This is a genomic window from Actinomycetospora callitridis (assembly GCF_028737265.1).
Lineage (GTDB): Bacteria > Actinomycetota > Actinomycetes > Mycobacteriales > Pseudonocardiaceae > Actinomycetospora > Actinomycetospora callitridis.
The window spans coordinates 876611-901432 of sequence record NZ_JAQZAK010000002.1 but is presented as its reverse complement, the minus strand read 5'-3'; the positions used below and the strand labels follow the sequence as shown (position 1 = coordinate 901432).

Genomic DNA, 24822 nt, shown 5'->3' with positions numbered 1-24822 from the left:
GTCCGACCTGATAGGACAGGGAACGTCGCCGTTCCCTGTCGCATCGGCCCGGACGACGTGGAGCCGTCAGCACCCCGCACCACCGGATCACCACGGAGATCGAGGAGCACCCGATGCGCTACCTGATGACCACCGGGCAGAACAGCCGACAGGCCGACGAGGCCCTGTTCGCCGAGATGGGCGCGTTCATCGAGGAGATGACCGCCGCCGGCATCCTCATCGCCACCGGCGGCCTCGAGCCCGGCGGCGTGAAGGTCACCTCGGTCGGCGACGAGATCACCGTGACCGACGGACCCTTCGTCGAGGCGAAGGAGGAGATCCTGGGCTTCGCCCTGGTCGAGGTCTCCTCCCACGAGGAGGCGCTCGAGGTCTCGCGGCGCTTCCGCCGGATCGTCGGTGACGGCGCCAGCGTCCTGCACCGGGTCATGGGTCCGTGACCCCGGCGCGTGAGGGCGGGCTGCACGCCCGGGTGGACGCGGTCTGGAAGCTCGAGTCCGCCCGGATCGTCGCCGCCCTCACGCGGATGGTCCACGACGTCGGCCTGGCCGAGGAGCTCGCGCAGGACGCCCTCGTCGCCGCGCTGGAGCAGTGGCCGGACGAGGGCGTCCCCGCCAACCCGGGCGCCTGGCTCACCGCCGTCGCCAAGCGGCGCGCCGTCGACCACCTGCGGCGCGAGGGCCGCGCCGAGCGTGCCCACGCCGAGATCGCCCACGCCGGGGAGTCCGACGGCGAGCCCGCCGGCGCGGGTGACGAGGCGGGCGACGACGAGGCCGACGTCCTGCGCCTGATGTTCCTGTCGTGCCACCCCGTGCTGCGCACCGAGGGACGCCTCGCGCTGACCCTGCGCCTGCTCGGCGGGTTGGACGTCGCCGAGATCGCCCGCGCCTTCCTCGCCGACGACGCCACGATCAGCCGGCGGATCGCCGACGCGAAGCGGACGCTCGCCGAGGCCGGGGCCGAGTTCGCGATGCCCGGGCGCGACGAGCTCGCCGCGCGGCTGTCGTCGGTGCTCGAGGTGGTCTACCTCGTGTTCAACGAGGGCTACGCGGCCACGTCCGGCCAGGCGCTGGTGCGCACGGACCTCTGCGGGCAGGCCCTGCGCCTCGGGCACCGCCTCGCCGCGCTCGCGCCGTCCGAGCCCGAGGTGCACGGCCTGGTCGCGCTCATGGAGCTGCAGGCCTCGCGGTCGGCGGCGCGCACCGGCCCGGGGGGCGCGCCGATCCCGCTGCACGAGCAGGACCGCGGGCGCTGGGACCCGGTGCACGTGCGGCGCGGCTTCACGTCGATGTTGCGCGCCCGCGACCTCGGCGGGACCCCCGGGATCTATGTCCTGCAGGCCGCGATCGCGGTCTGCCACGCGCAGGCCCGGCGCCCCGAGGACACCGACTGGACCGCGATCGCCGCGCTCTACGACCGGCTCGCCGCGCTCCTGCCCACGCCCGTGGTCGCGCTCAACCGGGCCGTCGCCGTCGGCCGCGCCCGGGGACCGGAGGCCGGGCTGGCGCTCGCCGACGCCCTGCGCGACGACCCCCGGCTGCGCGACTACCACCTGCTGCCGGGCGTCCGCGCCGATCTGCTGGGCCGCCTGGGCCGCCACGACGAGGCGCGCCGGGAGTACGCCCGCGCGGCCGCCCTGACCCGCAACGACGCCGAGCGCGCGTACCTCGACGCCCGCGCCTCGGCCCCGGCCGGGACGACCACCGCGCCGACCCTCGACGACCGCGCCGCCGCGTTCCTCGGCGGTCTCGAGCCCCCCGCGCGCCGGGCCTACGGCCAGACCCTGCGCCGGCTGGTGCGCGGGCTCGGCGGCACCACCCCGCTCGACGCCCTCACCGGCGACGAGGTCACCCGCGTGCTCGTGACCACCTGGGGCGGGGCGGCCGCCGCGACGTGGAACCGGCACCGCGCCGCGGTCCGGTCGTTCGCCGCCTGGCTCGACCGCCCCGACCTCGCCGAGGGCCTGGAGCGCCGCGCCCCCGACCGCCCACAGGCCGCACCGCTGGACCCCGTGCGAGTCGTGGCGCTCTGCGACGACCCTGCGGTGCCGGTCCGCGAGCGCGCGCTGTGGTCGCTGCTGCACGAGTCCGGGGCGCCGGTCCGCGCCGTGCTCGCCCTCGACGTCGACGACCTGGACCGGGACGACCGGTGCGCCGGCGCCGTCACCTGGCGCGCCCGCACCGCGCGCCTGCTCGACGTCCTGCTCGTGGGGCGCACCCGCGGGCCGGTCTTCCTCGCCGACCGTCGCCCGGGCCCGGCCCGCACCCCCGCTGCGGGGGACCGGTGCCCGGACACGGGTCGCACGCGGTTGTCCTACGAGCGGGCCGAGTACCTGTTCACCCGGGCGACCGGACGGGACGCGACGTTGCGCCTGCTGCGTCCGCGGAGCTGATCGCCGCCGGGAGAGGGGTCGAGCAGGCAGACCGTGTCCTCAGGACACGGTCCGCGGTGGTCTCTCGCCCACCGCGCGCCCCGCGGACCTGATCAGGGGCCGGGATCACCCCCTGCCCATCGGGTGCGACGGCCTCCGCGTCATTACCGTGGGTTCGGTGATTCCCTCGACGGCGCAGGCCCACGTCGTCGTGGACGAATGGGTCCGGGCGGGGGTCACCGACGCCGTCGCGTGCCCCGGGTCGCGCAACGCGCCGCTGCTCGTCGCCCTGTATGCCGCCGACCGCGACGGTCGGCTCCGGCTCCACGTCCGCATCGACGAGCGCGGCGCCGGGTTCCTCGCGGTGGGACTCGGGTCGGTGTCGGGCCGGATCGTGCCGGTGGTCGTCACGTCGGGCACCGCGGTGGCCAACCTGCACCCCGCCGTGCTCGAGGCCTCGCGCAGCGGGGTGGGCCTGCTGGTGGTCAGCGCCGACCGGCCCGTCGAGCTCGTCGGCAGCGGCGCGAACCAGACGATCGACCAGGTCGGGATGTACGGCGAGGCGGTCCGCGCCTCGGTGGTGATGCCGCTGGCGGAGGACCGCCCCGGGGCGGCGCGCTCCTGGCGGGCGGTCGTGGCCCGGGCGCTCGACCGGGCGGCGGGCACGAGCGGCGGCGACCCCGGTCCCGTCCAGCTCAACGTCCCGCTGCGCGAGCCGCTGCTCGACCCGCAGGGCGCCGCCGATCCGCGGACCAGCTCCGACCCCGCGCTCGAGGGCCGGCCCGAGGGCGCTCCCTGGACGGGCATCGTCGCGGCGCCGCCCGCCTCCACACTCGCGCCCCTGGCGCTGCGCGCCGGCGCGCGGACGCTCGTCGTCGCCGGTCACGGCGGGGAGGTCGTGCCCGCCGGGACGCGCCTGCCCGACGGCGTGCCCGTGCTCGCCGAGCCGACGTCGCCGCTGTGGTCGGACCCGGCGGGCGGGCGCGCGCTGCCCGCCGGGACCTGGGCGCTGCCCGCGGCGCTGGACGGGACGCGCGAGGACCTGCGCCCCGAGCAGGTCGTCGTCCTCGGTCGCCCGACGCTGCACCGCGCCGTGTCGCGCCTGCTCGCCGACCCGTGCGTCACCGTCGTGGCGGTCCCCTCGGTGGCCCCGACCGGCGGGCGCCCCCGGCCGGGCTGGACCGACGTCGCCGGTTCGGTGACGGCGGTCGGCGCGCTCCCGCCCCCGGACGACTGGAAGCCCGACGCGGACTTCGCGCGCGCCTGGGCCGAGGCCGACGACCGGGCCCTCGAGGTGCTCGACTCCGCGGTCGTCGAGGGCAGCGGCCCCGCCCTGGCCGCGGCCACGGTGGCGGCCCTGCCGTCCGGGGCGTGCCTGGTGGTGGGCGCGTCCGCGCCGATCCGGGACGTGGCGCTCGCGGCGACCCCGCGCGCCGACGTCACCGTCCTCTCCGCGCGGGGTGTGTCCGGCATCGACGGTGCGGTCTCGCTGGCCGCGGGCGTCGCGCTCGCGCACCCCGGACCGACCTACGCGCTGCTCGGCGACCTGACGTTCCTGCACGACACGAACGGCCTGCTCGTCGGGCCGGAGGAGCCGCGCGGGGAGCTCGTCGTCGTGGTGGCGAACGACGACGGCGGTGGGATCTTCGCCACCCTCGAGCAGGGCGCCCCGCGCTTCGCCGCCGCCTTCGAGCGCGTCTTCGGGGCCCCGCACGGCACGGACCTCGCCGCGCTCTGCGCCGCCCATCGCGTGCCGCACCGCCACGCGGTCCCGGCCGAGCTGGCAGGTCCGGGCGGGGCGCTGGCCCCCACCGGGCGACCCGGGACGCGGGTGGTCGAGGTGGCGATCGACCGGTCGGAACGGCGGGCGACCGGGGAGCAGACGGTCGCGGCGGTGCGGGCGGCGCTCGCCGACGACTGACCGCTCTCGGCGCGGCCTCGCGGGAGTGACCTCGTCGTCGCCGCACGCGACCACCACGGGGGATCCGGAATGATGCGCCCCGCCACGGGTCGGGACGACAGTTGGGAGTGCAGCAGGCGTGCTGGTGCTGGTGGGAGCGCACGCGGTGGCGGCGCTGGCCGCACCGGGCCTGGTCCGGGTGCTCGGTCGGCGCGCGTTCGCGGTGCTGGCCCTGGTCCCCGCCGCGGCCTTCGTCTGGATCCTGGCGCAGCTGCCCGCGGTGCTCGCGGGCGCCGCGCCCGCCCAGGAGATCCCGTGGATCCCCACCCTCGGCATCGACATCGCGATGCGCCTCGACGCGCTGTCCGCCACCTTCTCGCTGCTGGTCACCGGCATCGGGGCCCTCGTGCTCCTGTACTGCACGCGCTACTTCTCGGAGGGCGCGCGCGGGCTCGGGCGGTTCGCCGGGGTGCTCACCGCCTTCGCCGGCGCGATGCTCGCGCTCGTCTGGTCCGACGACGTCTTCGTGCTCTACGTGTGCTGGGAGCTGACGACCGTCTTCTCCTTCCTGCTCGTCGGCCACGACTCGCACAAGCGGGCGAGCCGTGCGGCGGCGGTGCAGGCGCTCGTCGTCACCGCGGCGGGCGGCCTGACGATGCTCGTCGGCCTGGTGGTGCTGTCCGCCGCGGCGGGCACCACCTCGCTCTCGGAGCTCGTGAGCTACTTCACGGGCCCCGCCGCGACCCCCGCGGCCGTCACCGCCGGGGTCGTGTGCGTGCTGGTCGGGGCGATCACCAAGTCCGCGCTGGTGCCGTTCCACTTCTGGCTGCCCTCGGCGATGGCCGCGCCGACGCCGGTCAGCGCCTACCTGCACGCCGCGGCGATGGTGAAGGCCGGCGTCTACCTCGTGCTGCGCCTCGCGCCCGGGCTCGCCGACGTCGAGCCGTGGCGTCCGCTGATCGCGACGCTGGCGATCGTCACGATGCTGCTCGGCGGCGTGCAGGCGCTGCGCCAGCACGACCTCAAGCTCGTCCTCGCGTACGGCACGGTGTCCCAGCTCGGGTTCATGCTGCTGCTCGCCGGGGCCGGCTCCCGGGACGGCGCGCTCGCCGCCCTCGGGCTCGTGGTCGGCCACGCCCTGTTCAAGGCCTGCCTGTTCCTCGTCGTCGGCGTGATCGACCGCCGCGCCGGCACCCGTGACCTGCGTGAGCTCTCCGGGCTCGGGCGGCGCGCCCCGGTGCTGGCGACGGCGGGCATCCTCGCCGCGGCCTCGATGGCCGGCCTGCCGCCGCTGCTCGGCTTCGTCACCAAGGAGGCGTCGTTCGAGGCGTTCCTCCACGACGCCTACGGCCCGGCGGCGGTGCCGCTGCTCGCGCTCGTCGTGCTCGGCTCGGTGCTCACCGTCGGCTACAGCATGCGGTTCGTGTGGGGGGCGTTCTGGCGCAAGCCCGGCGTCGACGCGGTGACCTGGCAGGCGCCGGGTCCGGTGTTCGTCGCGTCGCCGGCCGTGCTCGGGGTCGGGGGCCTGGTCGCGGGGCTCGGCGTCGCGGGCCTCGCGCCGCTGCTCGAGGGCTACGCGGACACGCTGCCGGCCACGTATCCGACCCTGCTCGAGCTCGCCGTGGTCCCCTCGGTCGGCGTCGCGCTCGGGCTCTCGGTGCTCGCCGTCGCCCTCGGGTCGGTCGTGGGCCTCCCGTCGGTGAGCGCCCGCCTGACCGCGCGGCACCCGCTGGCCGGCGTGCGCGCCGAGATCGCCTGGCGCGGCGTGATCCACGCCCTGGAGAACACCTCGCTGCGCGTCACGGTGATGACCCAGCGCGGCTCGCTGTCCTGGGTCCTCAACACGGTCTTCGCGGTGCTCGTGCTCGGGCCGGGGCTCGTGCTGCTGCTGTCCTCCGACCTCGGCGAGGTCCGCGTCGACCGTCTCGCCGACTCGCCGTTCCAGGTGCTCGCCGCCGTGATCGGCGCCGCGTGCGCGATCGTCGCCACGCGCGTGCGCCGCCGCCTCGGCGCGGTGCTCGTGGTCGGCGGGCTCGGCTACTCGATCGCGCTGATCTTCGCCCTGGCCGGGGCGCCCGACGTCGCGCTCACCCAGGCCCTGGTGGAGACGGCGACGCTCGTGGTGATCGTGCTCGTGCTGCGCACGCTCCCGCGCGACATCGCCGACCGGCACACGTCCCGCCAGCGCATCCGGCGCCTGCTCGTCGCCGTGCCGGTCGGGCTGCTCATGACGGGGCTCGGGGCGGTGGCGCTCGCCGCGCGGCAGGCCCCGCCGGTGTCGGCGGCGTACCCCGCGCAGGCCTACGACTTCGGCGCGGGCGCGAACGTCGTCAACGTGACGCTGGTCGACATCCGCGCCTGGGACACCATGGGCGAGCTCTCGGTGATCGTCGCCGCGGCCACCGGCGTCGCCAGCCTGGTCTTCCTGCACCGCCGCTCCGGGGCGCCGCCGCGGTCGGAGCCGCAGCCCGTGGTCACCCCCTCGACGGGCGCCGGTGGCTGGCTGCGGGCGGCCCGCCGCGGTGACGGTGACCGCGTCCTGCTGCTCGAGGTGATCACCCGCCTGGTCTTCCCGACGATGATGGTGGTCTCGCTGTACTTCCTCTTCGCCGGCCACAACGCCCCCGGCGGCGGGTTCGCGGGCGGGCTCGTCGCCGGTCTCGCGCTCGTCGTGCGTTACGTCGCGGGCGGACGCTACGAGCTCGGCGAGGCCGTCCCCGTCGAGGCCGGTGTGCTGCTCGGGCTCGGGCTGCTGCTCGCCGGCGGCACCGGGCTGGGCGCGCTGCTGCTCGGCGGCGAGGTCCTGCAGACCGCCGTGCTCGAGGGCGACGTCCCGGTGCTCGGCCACGTGAAGTTCGTGACGTCGCTGATCTTCGACGTGGGCGTCTACCTGATCGTCATCGGGCTCGTGCTCGACATCCTGCGCAGCCTCGGCGCCGAGCTCGACCGCCGGCGTTCCGTCGCGGTGGGCCGGATGTCGGCCCGTGAGGAGGTCCCCTCGTGAGCTCGCCGATCGTCCTGCTGGCGCTCGTCGGCGTGCTCTACACCGCCGGGGTCTACCTGCTCCTCGAGCGCAGCCTGACCCGGGTGCTGCTGGGCGTCCTGGTGCTCGGCAACGCCACCAACGTGCTCGTCATCGTGGCCGGGGGTCCCACGGGCGCAGCGCCGCTGGTCGGCCGCGCGCCGGAGGAGACGATGAGCGACGCCCTGGTCCAGGCGCTCGTGCTCACCGCCATCGTCATCACGCTCGGGGTGTCGGCGTTCCTGCTCGCCCTCATCCACCGCGCCTGGACCCTCGACCGCGAGGACGACCTCACCGAGGACACCGAGGACCGCTCGGTGCGCCGCCGCCTGGCGCGCGGGGAGCAGGAGGACGAGGAGGAGCTGGACACCACGGGCTGCGAGAACGTCGGCGACACCGACCCGGAGGACACCGAGACGGGCCCCGACCCGGTCCGCGCGGCGGCCGGCGCCACCGGGGAGGACGTGCGATGAACCCGGGCTCCTCCCTGCTCGCGACCCTGATCCCGCTGCCCGTGCTGCTGCCGCTGCTCGGGGCCGGCCTGACGCTCGTGCTCTCGCGACGCCCGATGCTGCAGCGCGCGATCAGCGTCGCCGTGCTCACCGTCGTGGTCGTGATCGCCGCGCTGCTGCTGGTGACGGCCGTGCAGTCGGGCCCGGTCGTCATCACGGTCGGCTCGTGGCCGGTGCCCCTGGGCATCACGCTCGTCGTCGACCCGCTGTCGGCGCTCATGCTGCTGACGTCGATGTCGGTGACGCTCGCCGTGCTCGTCTACGCCATCGGGCAGGGCGTGTACGACCGCGACGAGGCCACCCCGATCACGATCTTCCACCCGACCTATCTGGTGCTCGCCGCGGGCGTCGCGAACGCCTTCCTCTCGGGGGACCTGTTCAACCTCTACGTGGGGTTCGAGGTCCTCCTGATGGCGAGCTACGTGCTCCTGACGCTCGGGGGCAGCCGGTCGCGGGTGCGGGCCGGCATCACCTACGTCGTCGTCAACGTGGTGTCGTCGCTGGTCTTCCTCGTCGGCATCGCGCTGGTCTACGCCGCGGTGGGCACGCTGAACCTCGCCCAGATCTCCACGCGCATGGAGCAGGTGCCGCCGGGTACGGCGCTGGCGATCCACCTCGTGCTGCTCACGGCGTTCGGCATCAAGGCCGCCGTCTTCCCGCTGTCGGCGTGGCTGCCCGACAGCTACCCGACCGCGGCCGCCCCGGTCACCGCGGTGTTCGCCGGCCTGCTCACCAAGGTCGGCGTGTACTCGATCATCCGGACCGAGACGCTGCTGTTCCCGGACTCCGAGGTCACCCAGACCGTCCTGCTCGTCGCGGCGGGGATGACCATGCTCGTCGGCGCGCTCGGTGCGATCGCGCAGGCCGACATCAAGCGGATCCTGTCGTTCACCCTCGTCAGCCACATCGGCTACATGATCTTCGGGATCGCGCTGGCGACCCCGCTCGGCGTGGCCGGCGCCGTGTTCTACGTCGTCCACCACATCACCGTGCAGGCCACGCTGTTCTGCGTGGTCGGCCTCATCGAGGGCGTCGGCGGCTCGACGTCGGTGACACGTCTCGGCGGGCTGGCGAAGGCGTCGCCGCTGCTCGCCCTGCTCTGGTTCATCCCCGCGGTCAACCTGGGCGGCATCCCGCCGCTGTCGGGTTTCGTCGGCAAGCTCGGGCTGGTGCAGGCCGGTGTCGTCGACGGCTCCGTGCTGGCCTGGACGCTCGTGGTGGTCTCGGTGCTCACGAGCCTCCTGACGCTCTACGCCGTCACCAAGGTGTGGGTGCTCGCCTTCTGGCGCCCCGCCGACCAGATCCCGGTCTCCGAGGAGCCCGACCAGGACGAGGACGAGGAGGCCGACGAGGGCGAGGAGGACGTGCCGGACGACCGCGAGCGGACCACCGGGGGGCTGCCCGGCGCCCCGACGCCGCGCAGCGGGGTGCTCACGCAGGTGCGCCCCGGCACGGCCCGCACGATCGCCCGCGCCGACGCGAACTCCGGCGCGGAGGTCGACTGGCCGGTGGCGCGCCTGGCCCCGACCGACGGCACCCCGGCGCTGTCCGGCCGGTTCCTCGGGGCCGCCGGTGACACGGTGTCGTCGAGCCTGCCGAGGGTGATGACCGCGGCGACCGCCGCGCTCGTCGTGCTCGGTCTCTCGCTGACGGTCGCGGCCGGCCCGCTCTACGCGGTGGCCGCCCAGGCCTCCGACGACCTCGTCGCCCGCACGCCCTACATCCAGGCCGTGTTCGCCCAGACCGTCGACGACAGGGTCGCGCGGTGAGCCGGGAGGGTCGGGACGGACGCGAGGGGCGCCGCACCCCGCCCGACACCGGTGGGCTCCTGCGCCGTGCCGTCCCGGTCGTCTGGCTCGTGATCGTCTGGGTGCTGCTCTGGGGGACCTTTTCGTGGGCGAACGTGCTCGGCGGCCTGGCCGTCGGGCTCCTCGTGCTCGTCCTCTTCCCGCTGCCGCCCGCACCCGGCGGGGGCTGGATCCGGCCGGGGGCGGCGCTCGGCGCGGCCGCGCGCTTCGTCGGCGACCTCGTCGTGTCGAGCCTGCAGGTGGCCTGGCAGTCGCTGCAGGCCGTCACCGGCCCGCCGATCCGCAGCTCGGTGGTCGCGGTCCGGCTCGAGTCGTCGTCGGAGTTCGTGATGGCGATGGTGACCGAGACGCTCACGCTCGTGCCCGGCAGCGTGGTCATCGAGGCCCGGCCCGAGGAGCGGACGATCTTCGCCCACGTCCTCGGTGCGGGCGACGCCCGGGCCGTCGCGGACTTCCGCGAGCAGGTCGCCCGGCTGGAGCACGACATCGTGGCGGCCCTCGGTCGACCGGCCGCGCCGACCGTCCCCGCGGGCCCCGACGTCGACGAGGAGAGCCGATGAGCACCCTGCCCGCCCTGCTCGACGCCGTCCTCGTCGTCTCCCTCGTGCTGCTCGGGCTCTCCGCGGTCCTCGTCGTCGTGCGGCTGCTGCGGGGACCGACGGGTCTCGACCGCCTCGTCGCGCTCGACGTCCTCGTCGCCGAGTTCCTCTGTGGGCTCGTGGCGTACGCGGCGCTGACCGGCGACTCGTCGCTCGTCCCCGTGGTGGTCGCGATCAGCCTGGTCGGCTTCCTCGGCTCGACGACCGTGGCGCGGTTCGTGCGACGGGGGACCGGGCGATGAGCACCTGGGAGCTCGTGCTGGACACGATCGGCACGGTCGCGATCGTGCTCGGCGTCCTGTTGACGTTCGTCGCCTCGATCGGCCTGCTGTCGCTGCCCGACGTGCTCAGCCGCATGCACGCGGCCACGAAGCCGCAGGTGGTGGGCCTGCTGCTCATCGTCATCGGCGGCGCGCTGCACCTGCGCACCAGCCCGGACGTCTGGATGCTCGTGCTCGTCGGGGCGTTCCAGCTCATGACCGCCCCGGTCACCGCGCACGTCGTCGGCCGCCTGGCCCACCGCGGTGAGGGCGGCCTGCGCCGCGACCTGCTGTACGTCGACGAGCTGGCCGACCGCCCGGACGAGGCCGACCCCGGCCCCGACGACCAGGAGGAGAGCCCGCCCCACCGCAACGGGGAGGCCGTCGGGCGCAGCCGTCGCAGGGGCGGGCCCGGCTCCGACGGGGCGTCCCTAGACTCGGACGAATGACAGGGCTGCGCGAGCTGGCGCGGCGGGCCGTCGCGAAGGCGCGTCCGCCGGCCGAGGCCGCGGTCGCGCTCCTGCGCCCCGCCGCCCGCAAGGCTCCGGAGATCGTCGTCGCCGCGGGACTGGTCGTCAGCGTCCTGCTCGGCCTGGTGCTCGTCGCGGCCGCGCGCAACGACGCCCACATCGACGCCTCGATCGGCCGGGCCGTCGGCGAGGTGCTCGAGGGCGGCTCCGGGCCCCACGTCTACGTCCGCTTCACCACCGCCGAGGGTGCGGTGCTCACCCCGGAGGACGGCGTCTTCTACCCGCGGGGGCTCGAGCCCGGCCAGCTCGTGCGCGTCGAGTACGACCGCACGGACCCCGAGCTGGTGCGCGTCGCCGGGCGCACGTGGACCGAGGGTCTCGTGCCCGTCGCGCTCGGGCTGCTCGTGCTCTGGGCCGTCGTCGCCCCCGGCGCCTGGGCACTCGGCCGGGCCCGGCGGCGCCGGGAGGAGGCGGTGGCCGCGCGCGAGGCGTGGACGGTCCGCGACGAGGACCGCGGCGACGGCGAGCGCGAGGACGGCGAGCCCGAGATGGCGGGGGCGGGGCACCGATGAGCCCGAAACCGGGCGGCACCCGCGCCGAGCTCGACCGCGACCCGGGCGCCGTGGCCCGGATGTTCGACGGCGTCGCCGCGCGCTACGACCTCACCAACACCGTGCTCTCGTTCGCCCAGGACGTCCGCTGGCGCCGCGCCACCCGCGCCTGCCTCGCGGTCGGACCGGGGGACACGGTGCTCGACGTCGCCGCGGGCACCGGGGTCTCCACCGTCGAGCTCGCCCGCACCGGGGCCACCTGCCTCGCCACCGACTTCTCGCTGGGGATGCTGCGCACCGGCCGCTCGCGGCTCGTCGGCAAGCTCGGCCGCAGCCCGGTGCCGTTCGTCGCCGCCGACGCCCTGCACCTCCCGCTGCCCGAAGCCTCGGTCGACGCGGTGGTCATCTCCTTCGGCCTGCGCAACACCGTCGACGTCGACGCCGCGCTCGCGGAGTTCGCCCGCGTCACCCGCCCCGGCGGCACGCTCGTGGTCTGCGAGTTCTCCCGGCCCACCTTCGCGCCGTTCCGGCGCGTCTACACCGACTACCTCATGGCGGGCCTGCCCCGCGTCGCCCGCGCGGTGAGCTCGAACCCCGACGCGTACGTCTACCTCGCCGAGTCGATCCGCGCCTGGCCCGACCAGCCCGCCCTCGCCGCCCGCATCGGCGCCGCCGGCTGGCGCTCGGTGGCCTGGCGCAACCTCTCCGGCGGCATCGTCGCCCTGCACACGGCGACAAAGCCCGCCTGATCGCACCTCCGGTGCAAGCCCTGCGTCCTCGCTTGCACCCAGTGCCAGGAAAGCCGCTTCGTCGCACGCGCGCCTCGCCTTGACCCGCGGCCGCTCATCCGAAACCACCCTCGGCGGGCGATCACGCCACACGGTCCCTAGACTCCCCCGTACCGAGCTAGTGAACGGATTCACAAGGAGCCCGTGCCGTGTCCGCCGCCACCACCGGAGCGCGCCGCAGCCCCGACGCCGACGCCGATGTCGTCGTCGTGGGTGCCGGTCCCGCAGGCTCCACGGTCGCGACGTACCTGGCGCGCGCCGGGCTCGACGTGCTCGTCCTGGAGAAGGCGACGTTCCCCCGCGAGAAGGTCTGCGGCGACGGCGTGACCCCGCGCGGGGTGAAGCAGCTCGTCGACCTCGGCGTCGACACCCGCGAGGAGGCCGGCTGGCGTCACCAGCGCGGCCTGCGGGTCATCGGCGGCGGCACGAGCATCCAGCTCGACTGGCCCGAGCTCGCCACCTTCCCCGCCTACGGCCTCGTGCGCCCGCGGCGCGACTTCGACCAGATGCTCGCCGACCACGCCCGCGCCGCCGGGGCCCGCGTCGAGGAGGGCGTCTCGGTCTCCGGCGCGACAATCGACGAGCGCACAGGTCGCGTCACCGGCGTCGACGCCCGCCGCGGCCCGGAGCGCGAGCCGGTCTCCTACCGCGCGCCGCTGGTCGTCGCCTGCGACGGCGTCGGCGCGCGCACCGCGCTGAGCCTCGGGATCGGCAAGCGCGACGACCGCCCGCTCGGCGTCGCGGTGCGCCGCTACTACACGAGCCCGCGCCACGACGACGACTACCTCGAGACGCACCTCGGCCTGCACGACGGCCCGGGCGTCGGCCCCGACCTGCACGGCGGCTACGGCTGGGTGTTCGGGATGGGCGACGGCACCGCCAACGTCGGCCTCGGCGTCCTCGCCACGCGGAAGAACGACAAGCGGGACTACCGCGCCCTGCTCCGGCACTGGGTCGAGGGCCTGCCCGCCGAGTGGGGTCTGCGCGAGGAGAACGCCACCGGCGCGATCGGCGGCGCCGCGCTGCCGATGGGGATGAGCCGCACCCCGCTCTACCGCGACGGCCTCGTGCTCGTCGGCGACGCCGGCGGGATGGTCAACCCGTTCAGCGGCGAGGGCATCGCCTACGCGCTGCAGTCCGCGGCCATCGCCGCCGAATGCGTCGTGCAGGCGAGCGCCCGGCCGGAGGGCCCCGGACGGGAGATCGCGCTGGCCGCGTACCCGGCGGCGGTCCGCCACGAGCTCGGCAGCTGGTACCGCGTCGGCAACCGGGCGGCGAGTGCGCTCGGCCGGCCGCGGTTCATGCACCACGCCCTGCGCCTCGGGATGCCGAGGCGACGTCTCATGGAGGCCGCGCTCCGGCTCTTCACCGGGCTCACCGACGGACGGGACGGCGACGCGGGGGACCGCGCGCTCGACCTCGTCCTGCGGATGGTGCCGCCACTCGGGGACGCGCCGCCGGGGTCGCCGAGCACCCGGAAGGAGGGCTCCGTCGCGGCCTGAGCCGCAGACCGCTCACCCGGGTTAGGCCGCCCTCATCGGCGTCTCGCCCGTTCGGGCTCATTAGGGTCGGTCCCGCCCGCCGACCGTGATCCACTGCACGGCCCGCGCGTGGGCCGCACCACCACGGAACTCCCGACGCGCAGCACGGGGAGGAAGGAGCGACGATGCTGGACCTCTACGTCCCGCTGGTCGTCATGTTCGTGCTCGCCGCCGGGTTCGGGCTGTTCTCGGTCACGGCCGCGCCCTTCATCGGACCGCGTCGCTACAACCGCGCGAAGCTCGACGCCTACGAGTGCGGCATCGAGCCGTCGCCGCAGCCGGTCGCCGGCGGCGGCCGCATCCCGGTGGCCTACTACCTCACCGCGATGCTCTTCATCCTCTTCGACATCGAGATGGTCTTCCTCTACCCGTTCGCGGTGAACATCGACGCGCTCGGGTTGTTCGGTCTCGTCGAGATCGTGCTGTTCGTCGCCACCGTCGCCTTCGCCTACGCCTACGTGTGGCGCCGCGGCGGGCTGGACTGGAGCTAGAAGCATGGGACTGGAAGAGAAGCTCCCGAACGGGATCGTGCTGGCCAGCGTCGAGAGCCTGGTCAACTGGACCCGCAAGGCATCGCTGTGGCCCGCCACCTTCGGGCTGGCCTGCTGCGCGATCGAGATGATGACCTCGGGCGCCCCGCGCTACGACCTCGGCCGCTTCGGCATGGAGGTCTTCCGCCCGAGCCCCCGCCAGGCCGACCTGATGATCGTCGCGGGCCGCGTCACCAACAAGATGGCCCCGGTCCTGCGCCAGATCTACGACCAGATGGCCGAGCCCCGCTGGGTGCTCGCCATGGGCGTCTGCGCGTCGTCGGGCGGGATGTTCAACAACTACGCGGTCGTCCAGGGCGTCGACCACGTCGTGCCCGTCGACATGTACCTGCCGGGCTGCCCGCCGCGGCCGGAGATGCTCATCGACGCGATCCTCAAGCTGCACCAGAAGATCCAGGCCGAGCCGCTCGGACCCGTCCGGGCCGAGCTCGCCGCCGAGCGCAAGGCGCAGGGCGAGAAGCTCGAGCTGCTGCCGTCGTCGGTGAAGTACGCCAAGCGGGACAAGCACGGGGAGGTGAAGGAGGAGCATGTCTGGTGACGAGAAGGACGGGCCCGTGACCCCGGGCACCGGTGCCGGGGGCGCGAGCGGCCCATCCGGCGCGTCCAACGCCTCCTCCGCGGGTGCCGCCGCGTTCGGCCCCCAGGAGATCGCCCGCCGCGACGTGTCCGGCGCCGTCGCCGGACGGGCCCGCGAGGGCATGTTCGGCATCGCCGGCTCCGGCGACACGTCGGGCTTCGGCGGGCTCCGCCTGCCCGCCTACGCGCCCGCCCCGGCCGAGCGGCCCTACGGCGGCTGGTTCGACGAGGTCGCCGACGAGGCGACCGCGGCGCTGGCCGACGACGGCGGCGCCGACTTCGACACCTGTGTGCACCAGGTGACCGTCGACCGCGGCGAGATGACCTGGTACGTCGACCGCGAGCACCTCGTGCGGCTGGCCCGCACGCTGCGCGACGACCCTGCGCTGCGCTTCGAGTTCTGCTCCGGCGTCTCCGGGGTCGACTACGGCGAGGGCGTGCCGCAGCAGCTGCACGTCGTCGTCCAGCTGCTGTCGATGACCTACCGCCGCCGGCTGCGCCTCGAGATCGCCCTCGAGCTCGACGACGCGCACTGCCCGTCGCTCGTCGAGGTCTTCCCGACCGCCGACTGGCACGAGCGCGAGACCTGGGACATGTTCGGCATCGTCTTCGACGGCCACCCGAGCCTGACCCGGATCCTGATGCCGGACGACTGGAACGGTCACCCGCAGCTCAAGAGCTACCCGCTCGGTGGCATCCCCGTGGAGTACCACGACGCGGAGATCCCGCCGCCCGACCAGCGGAGGGCCTACACGTGACCACCACGGACCCGTACGCCGCCTCCTCCCGCGAGACCACCGAGGGCACCGTCTACACGGTCACCGGTGGCGACTGGGACGAGATGATCGACCAGACCGCGGGCGACGAGCGCATCGTCATCAACATGGGTCCGCAGCACCCGTCGACGCACGGCGTGCTGCGGCTCGTGCTGGAGCTGCAGGGCGAGGTCGTCACCGACGCGCGCCTGGTCATCGGCTACCTGCACACCGGCATCGAGAAGAACTGCGAGTACCGCACCTGGACCCAGGGCGTCACCTTCGTGACGCGGGCGGACTACCTCGCGCCGCTGTTCAACGAGACCGCCTACTGCCTGTCCACCGAGCGGCTGCTGGGCATCGACGTGCCCGACCGCGCCGCGACGATCCGCGTGCTCCTCATGGAGATCAACCGGATCGGCTCGCACCTCGTCGCGCTCGCCACCGGCGGCATGGAGCTCGGTGCGCTCACCGGCATGACCAACGGCTTCCGGGAGCGCGAGGAGGTCCTGCACCTGCTCGAGTTCCTCACCGGCCTGCGCATGAACCACGCGTTCATCCGCCCCGGCGGGGTCGTGCAGGACCTGCCCGAGGGCCACGAGGAGCGCATCCGGTCGTTCATCAAGGTGATGCGCGAGCGGCTGCCCGGCTTCCACAAGCTGCTCACCGGCAACCGCATCTGGCGCCAGCGCCTCGAGGGCGTCGGCTACCTGCCCCTCGACGGATGTCTCGCGCTCGGCGTCACCGGCCCGATCCTGCGCTCGGCGGGGCTGGCCTGGGACCTCCGCGAGGTCGAGCCGTACCTCGGGTACGAGCACTACGACTTCGAGGTCCCCACCGACACCGCGGCCGACAGCTTCGCCCGCTACGTGCTGCGGGTCGAGGAGATGAGCCAGTCGCTGCGGATCATCGAGCAGGCCCTCGACCGGCTCGAGCCGGGCCCGGTGATGGTCGAGGACGCCAAGATCGCGTGGCCCGCCAAGCTGTCGATCGGTGCCGACGGCATGGGCAACTCCCTCGACCACGTCCGCAAGATCATGGGTCAGTCGATGGAGTCGCTGATCCACCACTTCAAGCTGGTCACCGAGGGCTTCAAGGTGCCGCCGGGCCAGGCCTACGTGCCGATCGAGTCGCCCCGCGGCGAGCTCGGCGCGCACCTGGTGTCCGACGGCGGCACGCGTCCGCTGCGCGTGCACCTGCGCGACCCCAGCTTCGTGAACCTGCAGGCCGCACCCGCGATGTCGGAGGGCGGGATGGTCTCGGACGTCATCGCCGCGCTGGCCTCGCTGGATCCCGTGATGGGGGGTTGTGACCGATGAGCCGCGCTCTCGGACCCGAGGCGCCGGCGGCCCCGCCCGTCGAGCCCGAGCACGCGATCGACGAGGCCGGCGGCACCACCGCGCAGCACGCCGAGCGCGCCTCGGTGGACACCACGGTGTTCGACGGGGTGCGCGACCGGGCAACGGCGATCGTCGCCCGCTACCCGCAGCCGCGGTCGGCCCTGCTGCCGCTGCTGCACCTCGTCCAGCACGTCGAGGGCCACGTCTCCCGCGCCGGCATCGCGTTCTGCGCGGAGGTCCTGGAGATCACGACCGCCGAGGTCTCCGCGGTCGCGACCTTCTACACGATGTACAAGCGCGAGCCCGTCGGCCGTCACCTCGTGAGCGTCTGCACGAACACGCTCTGCGCGGCCCTGGGCGGCGACGACATCTACGCCGCGGTCCGGGAACGCCTCGGCGGGATCGGGCACGAGCAGACCAGCGCCGACGGCACCGCGACGATCGAGCACGCCGAGTGCCTGGCCGCCTGCGACCTCGCCCCGGTGCTCACCGTCGACTACGAGTTCTTCGACAAGCAGACGGTCGAGTCGGCCGTCGAGATCATCGACGCGCTGCAGCGGGGCGAGAAGCCGCACCCCACCCGCGGCGCCCCGCTCAACGACTTCCGCTCGGTCGAGCTGCTGCTCGCCGGGTTCTTCGACGACCCGGCCGTCGGCGGTCTCGCCGCCGTCGCCGGTCCGTCGGCGGCCGAGGAGAGCCTGCGCGGCGCCCGGCTCGCCGAGGAGCGCGGCTGGACCGCGCCACCCGTGCCGGACGAGGGAGGCTCCGCATGACCGACCCGCTCACCCCGGTCCTGACCAAGCACTGGCTCGGCCCCGAGTCCTGGACGCTGCGCAACTACACCGAGCTCGGCGGCTACGAGGCGCTGCGCACCGCGCTGGCGACCCCGCCCGACGACCTCGTCGCGCTCGTCAAGGACTCCGGCCTGCGCGGACGCGGCGGCGCCGGGTTCCCGACGGGCATGAAGTGGAGCTTCATCCCGCAGGCCAAGCCGGGCGAGACGCCCACCGGCCCGGCGGCGAAGCCGAAGTACCTCGTCATCAACGCCGACGAGGGCGAGCCGGGCACCTGCAAGGACGTCCCGCTGATGATGGCGGACCCGCACTCGCTCATCGAGGGCTGCATCATCACGAGCTGGGCGATCCGCGCGCACTTCTGCGCGATCTACGTGCGTGGCGAGGTCGTCCACGTCCTGCGGCGTCTGCACGCCGCGGTGCGCGAGGCCTACGACGCCGGTCACCTCGGCAAGGACATCCACGGCTCCGGCTTCGACCTCGACATCGTCGTGCACGCCGGCGCCGGGGCGTACATCTGCGGCGAGGAGACGGCGCTGCTCGACTCGCTCGAGGGTCGTCGCGGGCAGCCGCGGCTCAAGCCGCCGTTCCCGGCGACCGCGGGCCTCTACGCCGCGCCCACCGTCGTCAACAACGTCGAGACGATCGCGACCGTCCCGTCGATCGTCAACGGCGGCAAGGACTGGTTCCGGACGATGGGCCGCGAGCGCTCGCCCGGCCCGAAGATCTACTCGCTGTCCGGCCACGTCGAGCGGCCCGGGCAGTACGAGGCGCCGCTGGGCACGACCCTGCGCGAGCTCCTCGACCTCGCGGGCGGCATGAAGGACGGCATCCCGCTGAAGTTCTGGACACCGGGCGGGTCGTCGACGCCGCTGCTCACCGACGAGCACCTCGACGTGCCGCTGGACTTCGAGGGGGCCACCGAGGCCGGGTCGATGCTCGGCACCACAGCGCTCATGATCTTCAACGAGACCGTCTCGGTCCCGTGGGCGGTCATGAAGTGGACCGAGTTCTACGAGCACGAGTCCTGCGGCAAGTGCACGCCGTGCCGGGAGGGCTGCTACTGGCTCGCCGGCATCCTGCGCCGGATGGTCGACGGCGAGGGCACCGAGGCCGACATCGACACGCTGCTCGACGTCTGCGACAACATCCTCGGGCGCTCATTCTGCGCCCTCGGCGACGGCGCGGTCTCGCCGATCACCAGTGGCATCAAGTACTTCCGGCAGGAGTTCGTCGACCTGTGCGCCCTGAACGCGGGGCAGCAGCGGCATCCGGAAGTGGACCGAATCGTGGAGCTGAGCGGAGCCAGCGCATGACCGCCGCGTCCGAGAAGGCCCCGGAGAAGCCCTCCGAGCGGGAGGATCTGCCCCCGGTCCCGCACGGGCACGTCCGGCTGACCATCGACGACCGCGTGGTCGACGCCCCGCAGGGCGAGCTGTTGATCCGCACCTGCGAGCGGCTCGGGATCGTCGTCCCGCGCTTCTGCGACCACCCCCTGCTCGACCCGGCCGGCGCCTGCCGTCAGTGCCTGGTCGAGGTGGAGATGGGCGGTCGCAAGATGCCCAAGCCGCAGGCCAGCTGCACGATGACCGTGGCCCAGGACATGGTCGTCAACACCCAGATGACCTCCGCGGTGGCCGACAAGGCGCAGCAGGGCGTCATGGAGCTGCTGCTCATCAACCATCCGCTGGACTGCCCGATCTGCGACAAGGGCGGCGAGTGCCCCCTGCAGAACCAGGCGATGTCCTCGGGACGCGCGGACTCCCGCTTCGTCGAGGAGAAGCGGACGTTCGCCAAGCCGCTGCCGATCTCCGACGAGGTGCTGCTCGACCGCGAGCGCTGCGTGCTCTGCCAGCGCTGCACGCGGTTCTCGCGCCAGATCGCCGGCGACCAGTTCATCGAGCTGCTCGAGCGCGGCGCGCACCAGCAGATCGGCACCGAGGAGACCGCCTTCGGCGAGGGCGAGGACTTCCAGTCCTACTTCTCCGGCAACACCATCCAGATCTGCCCGGTCGGCGCGCTGACCTCGGCGTCCTACCGTTTCCGCTCGCGCCCGTTCGACCTCGTCTCGACGCCCGGCGTCTCGGAGCACGACTCCTCGGGCGCAGCGGTCCGCCGCGACTGGCGCCGCGGCGCGGTCACCCGCGTGCTCGCCGGCGAGGACCCGGACGTCAACGAGGAGTGGATCGACGACAAGACCCGCTTCGCGTTCCGCTACGCGCAGTCGGCCACCCGGATCACGCGCCCGCTGGTGCGTGGCGACGACGGCGAGCTGCACGAGACGTCGTGGACCGACGCCCTCGAGCGGGCCGCGGCGGCCCTGCTCGCCGCGCGCGACGGCACGGGACCCGCTCCGCTCGACGCGGACGGCGAGCCCGGCGAGCCCAAGCGCGGCGTCGGCGTGCTGCCCGGCGGCCGCCTGACGATCGAGGACGCGTACGCCTACGCGAAGTTCGCCCGCGCCGCGCTGCAGACCAACGACATCGACGCCCGCGCCCGCGCGCACTCCGGCGAGGAGCTCGACTTCCTCGCCGCGCACGTCGCCGGCACCGGCCTCGGGGTGACCTACGCCGACCTCGAGTCGGCGCCGGCCGTCCTCACCGTGGCCCTCGAGGTCGAGGAGGAGGCGCCCGTCGTCTTCCTGCGGCTGCGCAAGGCGGCCCGCACGGGCACGGCGGTGCACCACCTCGGCCAGTGGTCGAGCCCGGCCGTCGTCAAGACCGGCGGCCGGCTGGTCCGCACCGCCCCCGGCCGCGAGCCGGAGGCGCTGGCCACGCTGCCCGACGACGTGGCCGCCGCGCTCGCGACGCCGGGCGCGGTCGTGCTGGTGGGGGAGCGCGCCGCCGAGGTGCCGGGGCTCTACGCCGCCGTCTCCGACCTCGTCGGCCGCACCGGCGCCCGCGTGGCCTGGGTGCCGCGGCGGGCCGGCGAGCGCGGCGCGGTGGACGCCGGCGCGCTGCCGACCCTGCTGCCCGGCGGACGCCCCGTCGACGACGTCGCCCGCGCGCAGCTCGCGTCGAGCTGGGGGCTCGCCGACGAGAACGCCCTGCCCGCGACGCCGGGTCGCGACGGCGGCGCGATCCTGCGGGCCGCCGCCGCCGGCGAGCTCGCCGGGCTCGTGGTCGGCGGCGTCGAGCTGACCGACCTCCCGGACCCGGTGCTCGCCCGCGCGGCGCTGCGCGAGGCCGACGTCGTCGTGAGCCTCGAGCAGGTCGCGTCCGAGGTGACGCGGTACGCCGACGTGGTCCTCCCGGTGGCCCCGGTGGTCAACAAGTCGGGCACCTTCCGCAACTGGGAGGGACGCGACCGCCGCTTCGCCACCACGATCGACCCGTCGGGCGGCTCCTCCGGCCGCGTCGGGGGCACGGCCGCGATCACGCTGCCCGACTGCCGCGTGCTCGACACCCTCGCCGTCGAGATGGACGTCGACCTGTTCACGCAGACCCCGGAGGTCGCCGCCGCGGAGCTCGGGCACCTCGGTGCCGCCCGGCCGACGGAGATCGGACCGGTGCGTGGCCCGGACGGGTCGGGTGACGTCGACGGCACGGACGGGAGCCTGCGGCTGGCGTCCTGGCGCCAGCTCCTCGACGGCGGCGCGCTGCTGATCGACGAGCCGGAGCTCGCCGGGACGGCCCGCCCGCCGAAGATCCGTATCTCGACGGTGACGGCCCGGCGGCTCGGGCTGGTCGAGGACGCGGTGGCCGGGCTCGAGGGCCCGCGCGGGTCGCTGCACCTGCCCGTCGAGCTCGCCGACCTCCCCGACGACGTCGTCTGGGCGCCCGCGCGGGTGCCCCAGGCCGGCGGCGGGGTCATCACGCTGGCGGGTCTCGGCCTCACCCACGGCGGGCCCGCCCGCCTCACCGGCGGCACCACTGACGGGAGTGCGGCGTGAACCCTGTTCCTCCGCCGGGGTACACCCAGACCCTGCTCGCGGACGACCCGTTCTGGCTGACGCTGATCAAGGTCGTCGTGGTCTTCGCGATGCTCATGGTGATCACGCTGTTCATGATCTGGTTCGAGCGCCGCGTCGTGGGCCGCATGCAGCAGCGTCCCGGCCCGAACTGGAACGGCCCGTTCGGCCTGCTCCAGTCGCTGGCCGACGGGCTGAAGCTGGCGTTCAAGGAGGACATCCGCCCGGTCCTCGCGGACAAGGCGGTCTTCTTCATCGCCCCGGTGCTCTCGGTGATCCCGGCCTTCGCCGCCTGGGCGGTCATCCCGATCGGTCCCGAGGTCTCGATCTTCGGCGAGCAGACCGCGCTGCAGCTGACCGACCTGCCCGTCGGCATCCTGGTGGTGCTGGCCTGCTCGTCGATCGGCGTCTACGGCATCGTGCTCGCCGGCTGGGCGTCCGGCTCGCCGTACCCGCTGCTCGGCAGCCTGCGCAGCGCCGCCCAGGTGATCTCCTACGAGCTCGCGCTCGGCCTGTCGATCATCGCGGTCGTGCTGTACGCGGGCTCGCTGTCCACCGCCGACATCGTCGCCGCGCAGTCCACCGGCTGGTACATCTGGCTGCTGCCCGTCAGTTTCGTGATCTTCGCGGTGTCGATGGTGGGCGAGACGAACCGCGCGCCGTTCGACCTCCCCGAGGCCGAGTCCGAGCTGGTCGGCGGCTTCCACACCGAGTACTCGTCGCTGAAGTTCGCCCTGTTCTTCCTCGCCGAGTACGTCAACATGGTCACCCTCTCCGCGGTGGCCACGACGCTGTTCCTCGGTGGCTGGCAGGCGCCGTGGCCGCTGTCGCTGTGGCCCGCCGCGAACGAGGGCTGGCTGCCGATCGTCTGGTTCCTCGGCAAGACGCTGGCGTTCCTGTTCGTCTACGTCTGGCTGCGCGGCACGCTGCCCCGCCAGCGCTACGACCAGTTCATGGCGCTGGGCTGGAAGCTGCTGATCCCGATCAGCCTGGTCTGGCTGATGCTGGTGGCCACGCTGCGCGTGCTGCGCGTCGAGCTGACCACCGGCCAGATCCTCATCGTCGGCGGCGTCGCGCTGGTGCTGCTCGTCGGTGCGGCCCTGCTGCTGCCCGACCAGACCCCGCCCGACGACGACCCGGAGCCCCCGGTCGTCGCCGACTACCCCGTGCCACCCCTGGACCTCGCCGTGCCGCCGACACCGAAGCGGCGCCGCCGCGCGGTGACGGCCGCGCGCGGGGACGACCGGGAGGCCGAGACCGTGACCGCCGGCGCGAAGGAGGGAGACCGCTGATGGGCATGTTCGACGGGATCGCCGGATTCGGCGTGACCTTCTCGACGATGTTCCGCAAGGTCGTCACCGAGGACTACCCGCGGGTGAAGAAGGTGACCGCCCCGCGCTACCACGGACGGCACCAGCTCAACCGGCACCCGGACGGCCTCGAGAAGTGCGTCGGCTGCGAGCTGTGCGCCTGGGCCTGCCCGGCCGACGCGATCTACGTCGAGGGCGGCGACAACACCGACGAGGAGCGCTACTCGCCGGGTGAGCGCTACGGGTCGATCTACCAGATCAACTACCTGCGCTGCATCGGCTGCGGCCTGTGCATCGAGGCCTGCCCGACGCGCTCGCTGACGATGACGAACGAGTACGAGCTCGCGGACGACGACCGCCAGGACCTGATCTACGACAAGGACCGCCTGCTCGCCCCGCTGCTGCCGGGCATGGAGCAGCCGCCGCACCCCATGCGCCTCGGCGAGAACGAGCAGGACTACTACGTCCAGGGTCCCGAGATGGCCCGCCGCCCCGACGTCCAGGACGCGGTGCGCGAGGAGATCCAGATGACGCCCGAGGCGTCGCGGTGAGCGCGATCCTCGCGAGCGCCGCCCCGATGACGGGCGGCGGGGAGATGACCACCGGCGAGTCGGTGGCGTTCTGGATCCTCGGCCCGGTGGCCCTGGCCGGCGGGCTCGGCATGATCTTCTCGCGGAACGCCGTGCACTCGGCGCTCTGGCTGGTGATGACCATGCTGTCGCTCGGGATCCTGTACATGGTCCAGCAGGCGCCGTTCCTGGGCTTCACCCAGATCATCGTCTACACCGGCGCGATCATGATGCTGTTCGTGTTCGTGCTGATGATGGTCGGGCGCGACGCGTCCGACTCCGTCGTCGAGGTGCTGCGCGGGCAGCGGCTCGCGGCGGCCGTCCTCGGCATCGGCCTCGGCGGCCTGACCGTCGCCGCCGTCGCCGAGACGCTGACGACGATCGGTCCGGTGGGGCTCGGCCCCGGCTACGGCCCCGAGGCCCGCGGCAACGTGCAGGCGCTCGGGACGAGCATCTTCCGCGACTACCTGCTGCCCTTCGAGCTGACCTCGGCCCTGCTCATCACCGCGGCGGTCGGCGCGATGGTCTACACGTTCGCCGGCCAGGCGCGTCGCAAGCAGGCGAGCCAGCGCGAGCGGGTCGTCGAGCGTCTGCGCGGTCCGCTGGAGAAGTACGGGTCGCGCTCCGGCCCCGGCGTCTTCGCGACCGCCGACTCCGTCGCCACCCCGGCGCTGCTGCCCGACGGCTCGGTGGCCCCGGCCTCGCTCTCGAAGATCATCGAGTCCACGCGGCGCGAGCGTCTCGACGCCGACATCGCCGACGTCCGCAGCGACACCGGCCCGGCCACCGACGTCTCCGCCCGGGCCCTGCGCGGCGGTGACGGCGACGGCGCGGAGGCGGGCGCCGGGAGCACCCACGACCGCCTGCACGAGGGCACCCACGAGGGAGGGGCCCGATGAGCCCCACGATCTACCTGCTGCTCTCCGCGCTGCTGTTCGCGATCGGTGCGGTCGGCGTGCTCGTGCGCCGCAACGCGATCGTCGTGTTCATGTGCATCGAGCTCATGCTCAACGCCGTGAACCTGACGCTCGTCACGTTCTCGCGCATCAACGGGTCGCTCGGCGGCCAGATCATGGCCTTCTTCGTCATGGTCGTGGCCGCGGCGGAGGTCGTCGTCGGGCTCTCGATCATCATGGCGATCTTCCGTACGCGCCGGACGACCTCGGTCGACGACGCCAACCTGCTGAAGTACTGAGGG

23 protein-coding genes are annotated in these 24822 nt (G+C 74.0%); all 23 read left to right on the top strand.

What is annotated here, in order from left to right:
* Positions 1-113 precede the first annotated feature (113 nt).
* The 23 genes from PH191_RS10205 to nuoK all read left to right on the top strand — a co-directional run bounded on the left by PH191_RS10205 (position 114) and on the right by nuoK (position 24819).
* Positions 114-437, top strand: a complete 324-nt coding sequence (locus tag PH191_RS10205) for a YciI family protein (RefSeq protein ID WP_274194464.1) — start codon at positions 114-116, stop codon at positions 435-437.
* Positions 434-2389, top strand: coding sequence for a DUF6596 domain-containing protein (locus tag PH191_RS29955; RefSeq protein ID WP_337994056.1), 1956 nt, complete (start codon positions 434-436; stop codon positions 2387-2389). Before PH191_RS10205 ends, PH191_RS29955 begins: the two co-directional genes overlap by 4 nt.
* A gap of 157 nt (positions 2390-2546) precedes the next feature.
* Positions 2547-4289, top strand: coding sequence for a 2-succinyl-5-enolpyruvyl-6-hydroxy-3-cyclohexene-1-carboxylic-acid synthase (gene menD, locus PH191_RS10190; RefSeq protein WP_274194463.1), 1743 nt, complete (start codon positions 2547-2549; stop codon positions 4287-4289).
* 118 nt (positions 4290-4407) lie between these two features.
* The gene (locus PH191_RS10185) at positions 4408-7272 is read left to right on the top strand and encodes a Na+/H+ antiporter subunit A (RefSeq protein WP_274194462.1); all 2865 of its coding nucleotides are present in this window, start codon (positions 4408-4410) and stop codon (positions 7270-7272) included.
* Complete coding sequence (locus tag PH191_RS10180; protein WP_274194461.1) at positions 7269-7763, top strand: Na(+)/H(+) antiporter subunit C; 495 nt, start codon at positions 7269-7271, stop codon at positions 7761-7763. Before PH191_RS10185 ends, PH191_RS10180 begins: the two co-directional genes overlap by 4 nt.
* Positions 7760-9571: a Na+/H+ antiporter subunit D gene (locus PH191_RS10175; protein WP_274194460.1), complete on the top strand. Its 1812-nt coding sequence runs from the start codon at positions 7760-7762 to the stop codon at positions 9569-9571. Before PH191_RS10180 ends, PH191_RS10175 begins: the two co-directional genes overlap by 4 nt.
* Positions 9568-10170: a Na+/H+ antiporter subunit E gene (locus PH191_RS10170; protein WP_274194459.1), complete on the top strand. Its 603-nt coding sequence runs from the start codon at positions 9568-9570 to the stop codon at positions 10168-10170. The genes PH191_RS10175 and PH191_RS10170 overlap by 4 nt, the downstream gene beginning before the upstream one ends.
* On the top strand, positions 10167-10451 hold the full coding sequence (locus PH191_RS10165; protein ID WP_274194458.1) for a monovalent cation/H+ antiporter complex subunit F: 285 nt from the start codon (positions 10167-10169) through the stop codon (positions 10449-10451). Before PH191_RS10170 ends, PH191_RS10165 begins: the two co-directional genes overlap by 4 nt.
* Complete coding sequence (gene mnhG, locus PH191_RS10160) at positions 10448-10918, top strand: monovalent cation/H(+) antiporter subunit G (RefSeq protein WP_274194457.1); 471 nt, start codon at positions 10448-10450, stop codon at positions 10916-10918. Before PH191_RS10165 ends, mnhG begins: the two co-directional genes overlap by 4 nt.
* A complete protein-coding gene (locus tag PH191_RS10155) occupies positions 10915-11511 on the top strand; it encodes a DUF3592 domain-containing protein (RefSeq protein WP_274194456.1) in 597 nt (198 codons plus the stop codon). Before mnhG ends, PH191_RS10155 begins: the two co-directional genes overlap by 4 nt.
* Positions 11508-12239, top strand: coding sequence for a demethylmenaquinone methyltransferase (locus PH191_RS10150; protein ID WP_274194455.1), 732 nt, complete (start codon positions 11508-11510; stop codon positions 12237-12239). The genes PH191_RS10155 and PH191_RS10150 overlap by 4 nt, the downstream gene beginning before the upstream one ends.
* A gap of 188 nt (positions 12240-12427) precedes the next feature.
* On the top strand, positions 12428-13780 hold the full coding sequence (locus PH191_RS10145; RefSeq protein ID WP_274194454.1) for a geranylgeranyl reductase family protein: 1353 nt from the start codon (positions 12428-12430) through the stop codon (positions 13778-13780).
* 164 nt (positions 13781-13944) lie between these two features.
* Complete coding sequence (locus tag PH191_RS10140; protein WP_274190877.1) at positions 13945-14310, top strand: NADH-quinone oxidoreductase subunit A; 366 nt, start codon at positions 13945-13947, stop codon at positions 14308-14310.
* Between the two features lie 4 nt (positions 14311-14314).
* A complete protein-coding gene (locus PH191_RS10135; protein ID WP_274190876.1) occupies positions 14315-14908 on the top strand; it encodes a NuoB/complex I 20 kDa subunit family protein in 594 nt (197 codons plus the stop codon).
* Positions 14909-15068: 160 nt separating this feature from the next.
* A complete protein-coding gene (locus PH191_RS10130) occupies positions 15069-15704 on the top strand; it encodes an NADH-quinone oxidoreductase subunit C (RefSeq protein ID WP_420791791.1) in 636 nt (211 codons plus the stop codon).
* A complete protein-coding gene (locus PH191_RS10125) occupies positions 15701-17020 on the top strand; it encodes an NADH-quinone oxidoreductase subunit D (RefSeq protein WP_274194452.1) in 1320 nt (439 codons plus the stop codon). Before PH191_RS10130 ends, PH191_RS10125 begins: the two co-directional genes overlap by 4 nt.
* On the top strand, positions 17017-17814 hold the full coding sequence (gene nuoE / locus PH191_RS10120) for an NADH-quinone oxidoreductase subunit NuoE (RefSeq protein ID WP_274194451.1): 798 nt from the start codon (positions 17017-17019) through the stop codon (positions 17812-17814). The genes PH191_RS10125 and nuoE overlap by 4 nt, the downstream gene beginning before the upstream one ends.
* Positions 17811-19151, top strand: coding sequence for an NADH-quinone oxidoreductase subunit NuoF (gene nuoF, locus PH191_RS10115; RefSeq protein ID WP_274194450.1), 1341 nt, complete (start codon positions 17811-17813; stop codon positions 19149-19151). Before nuoE ends, nuoF begins: the two co-directional genes overlap by 4 nt.
* Positions 19148-21727: an NADH-quinone oxidoreductase subunit G gene (locus tag PH191_RS10110; RefSeq protein WP_274194449.1), complete on the top strand. Its 2580-nt coding sequence runs from the start codon at positions 19148-19150 to the stop codon at positions 21725-21727. Before nuoF ends, PH191_RS10110 begins: the two co-directional genes overlap by 4 nt.
* On the top strand, positions 21724-23037 hold the full coding sequence (gene nuoH, locus PH191_RS10105) for an NADH-quinone oxidoreductase subunit NuoH (RefSeq protein ID WP_274194448.1): 1314 nt from the start codon (positions 21724-21726) through the stop codon (positions 23035-23037). Before PH191_RS10110 ends, nuoH begins: the two co-directional genes overlap by 4 nt.
* Positions 23037-23606, top strand: coding sequence for an NADH-quinone oxidoreductase subunit NuoI (gene nuoI, locus PH191_RS10100; protein WP_274194447.1), 570 nt, complete (start codon positions 23037-23039; stop codon positions 23604-23606). Before nuoH ends, nuoI begins: the two co-directional genes overlap by 1 nt.
* 44 nt (positions 23607-23650) lie before the next feature.
* Positions 23651-24523, top strand: a complete 873-nt coding sequence (locus PH191_RS10095; protein WP_274194714.1) for an NADH-quinone oxidoreductase subunit J — start codon at positions 23651-23653, stop codon at positions 24521-24523.
* On the top strand, positions 24520-24819 hold the full coding sequence (gene nuoK, locus PH191_RS10090; protein ID WP_274190868.1) for an NADH-quinone oxidoreductase subunit NuoK: 300 nt from the start codon (positions 24520-24522) through the stop codon (positions 24817-24819). The genes PH191_RS10095 and nuoK overlap by 4 nt, the downstream gene beginning before the upstream one ends.
* Positions 24820-24822 lie beyond the last annotated feature (3 nt).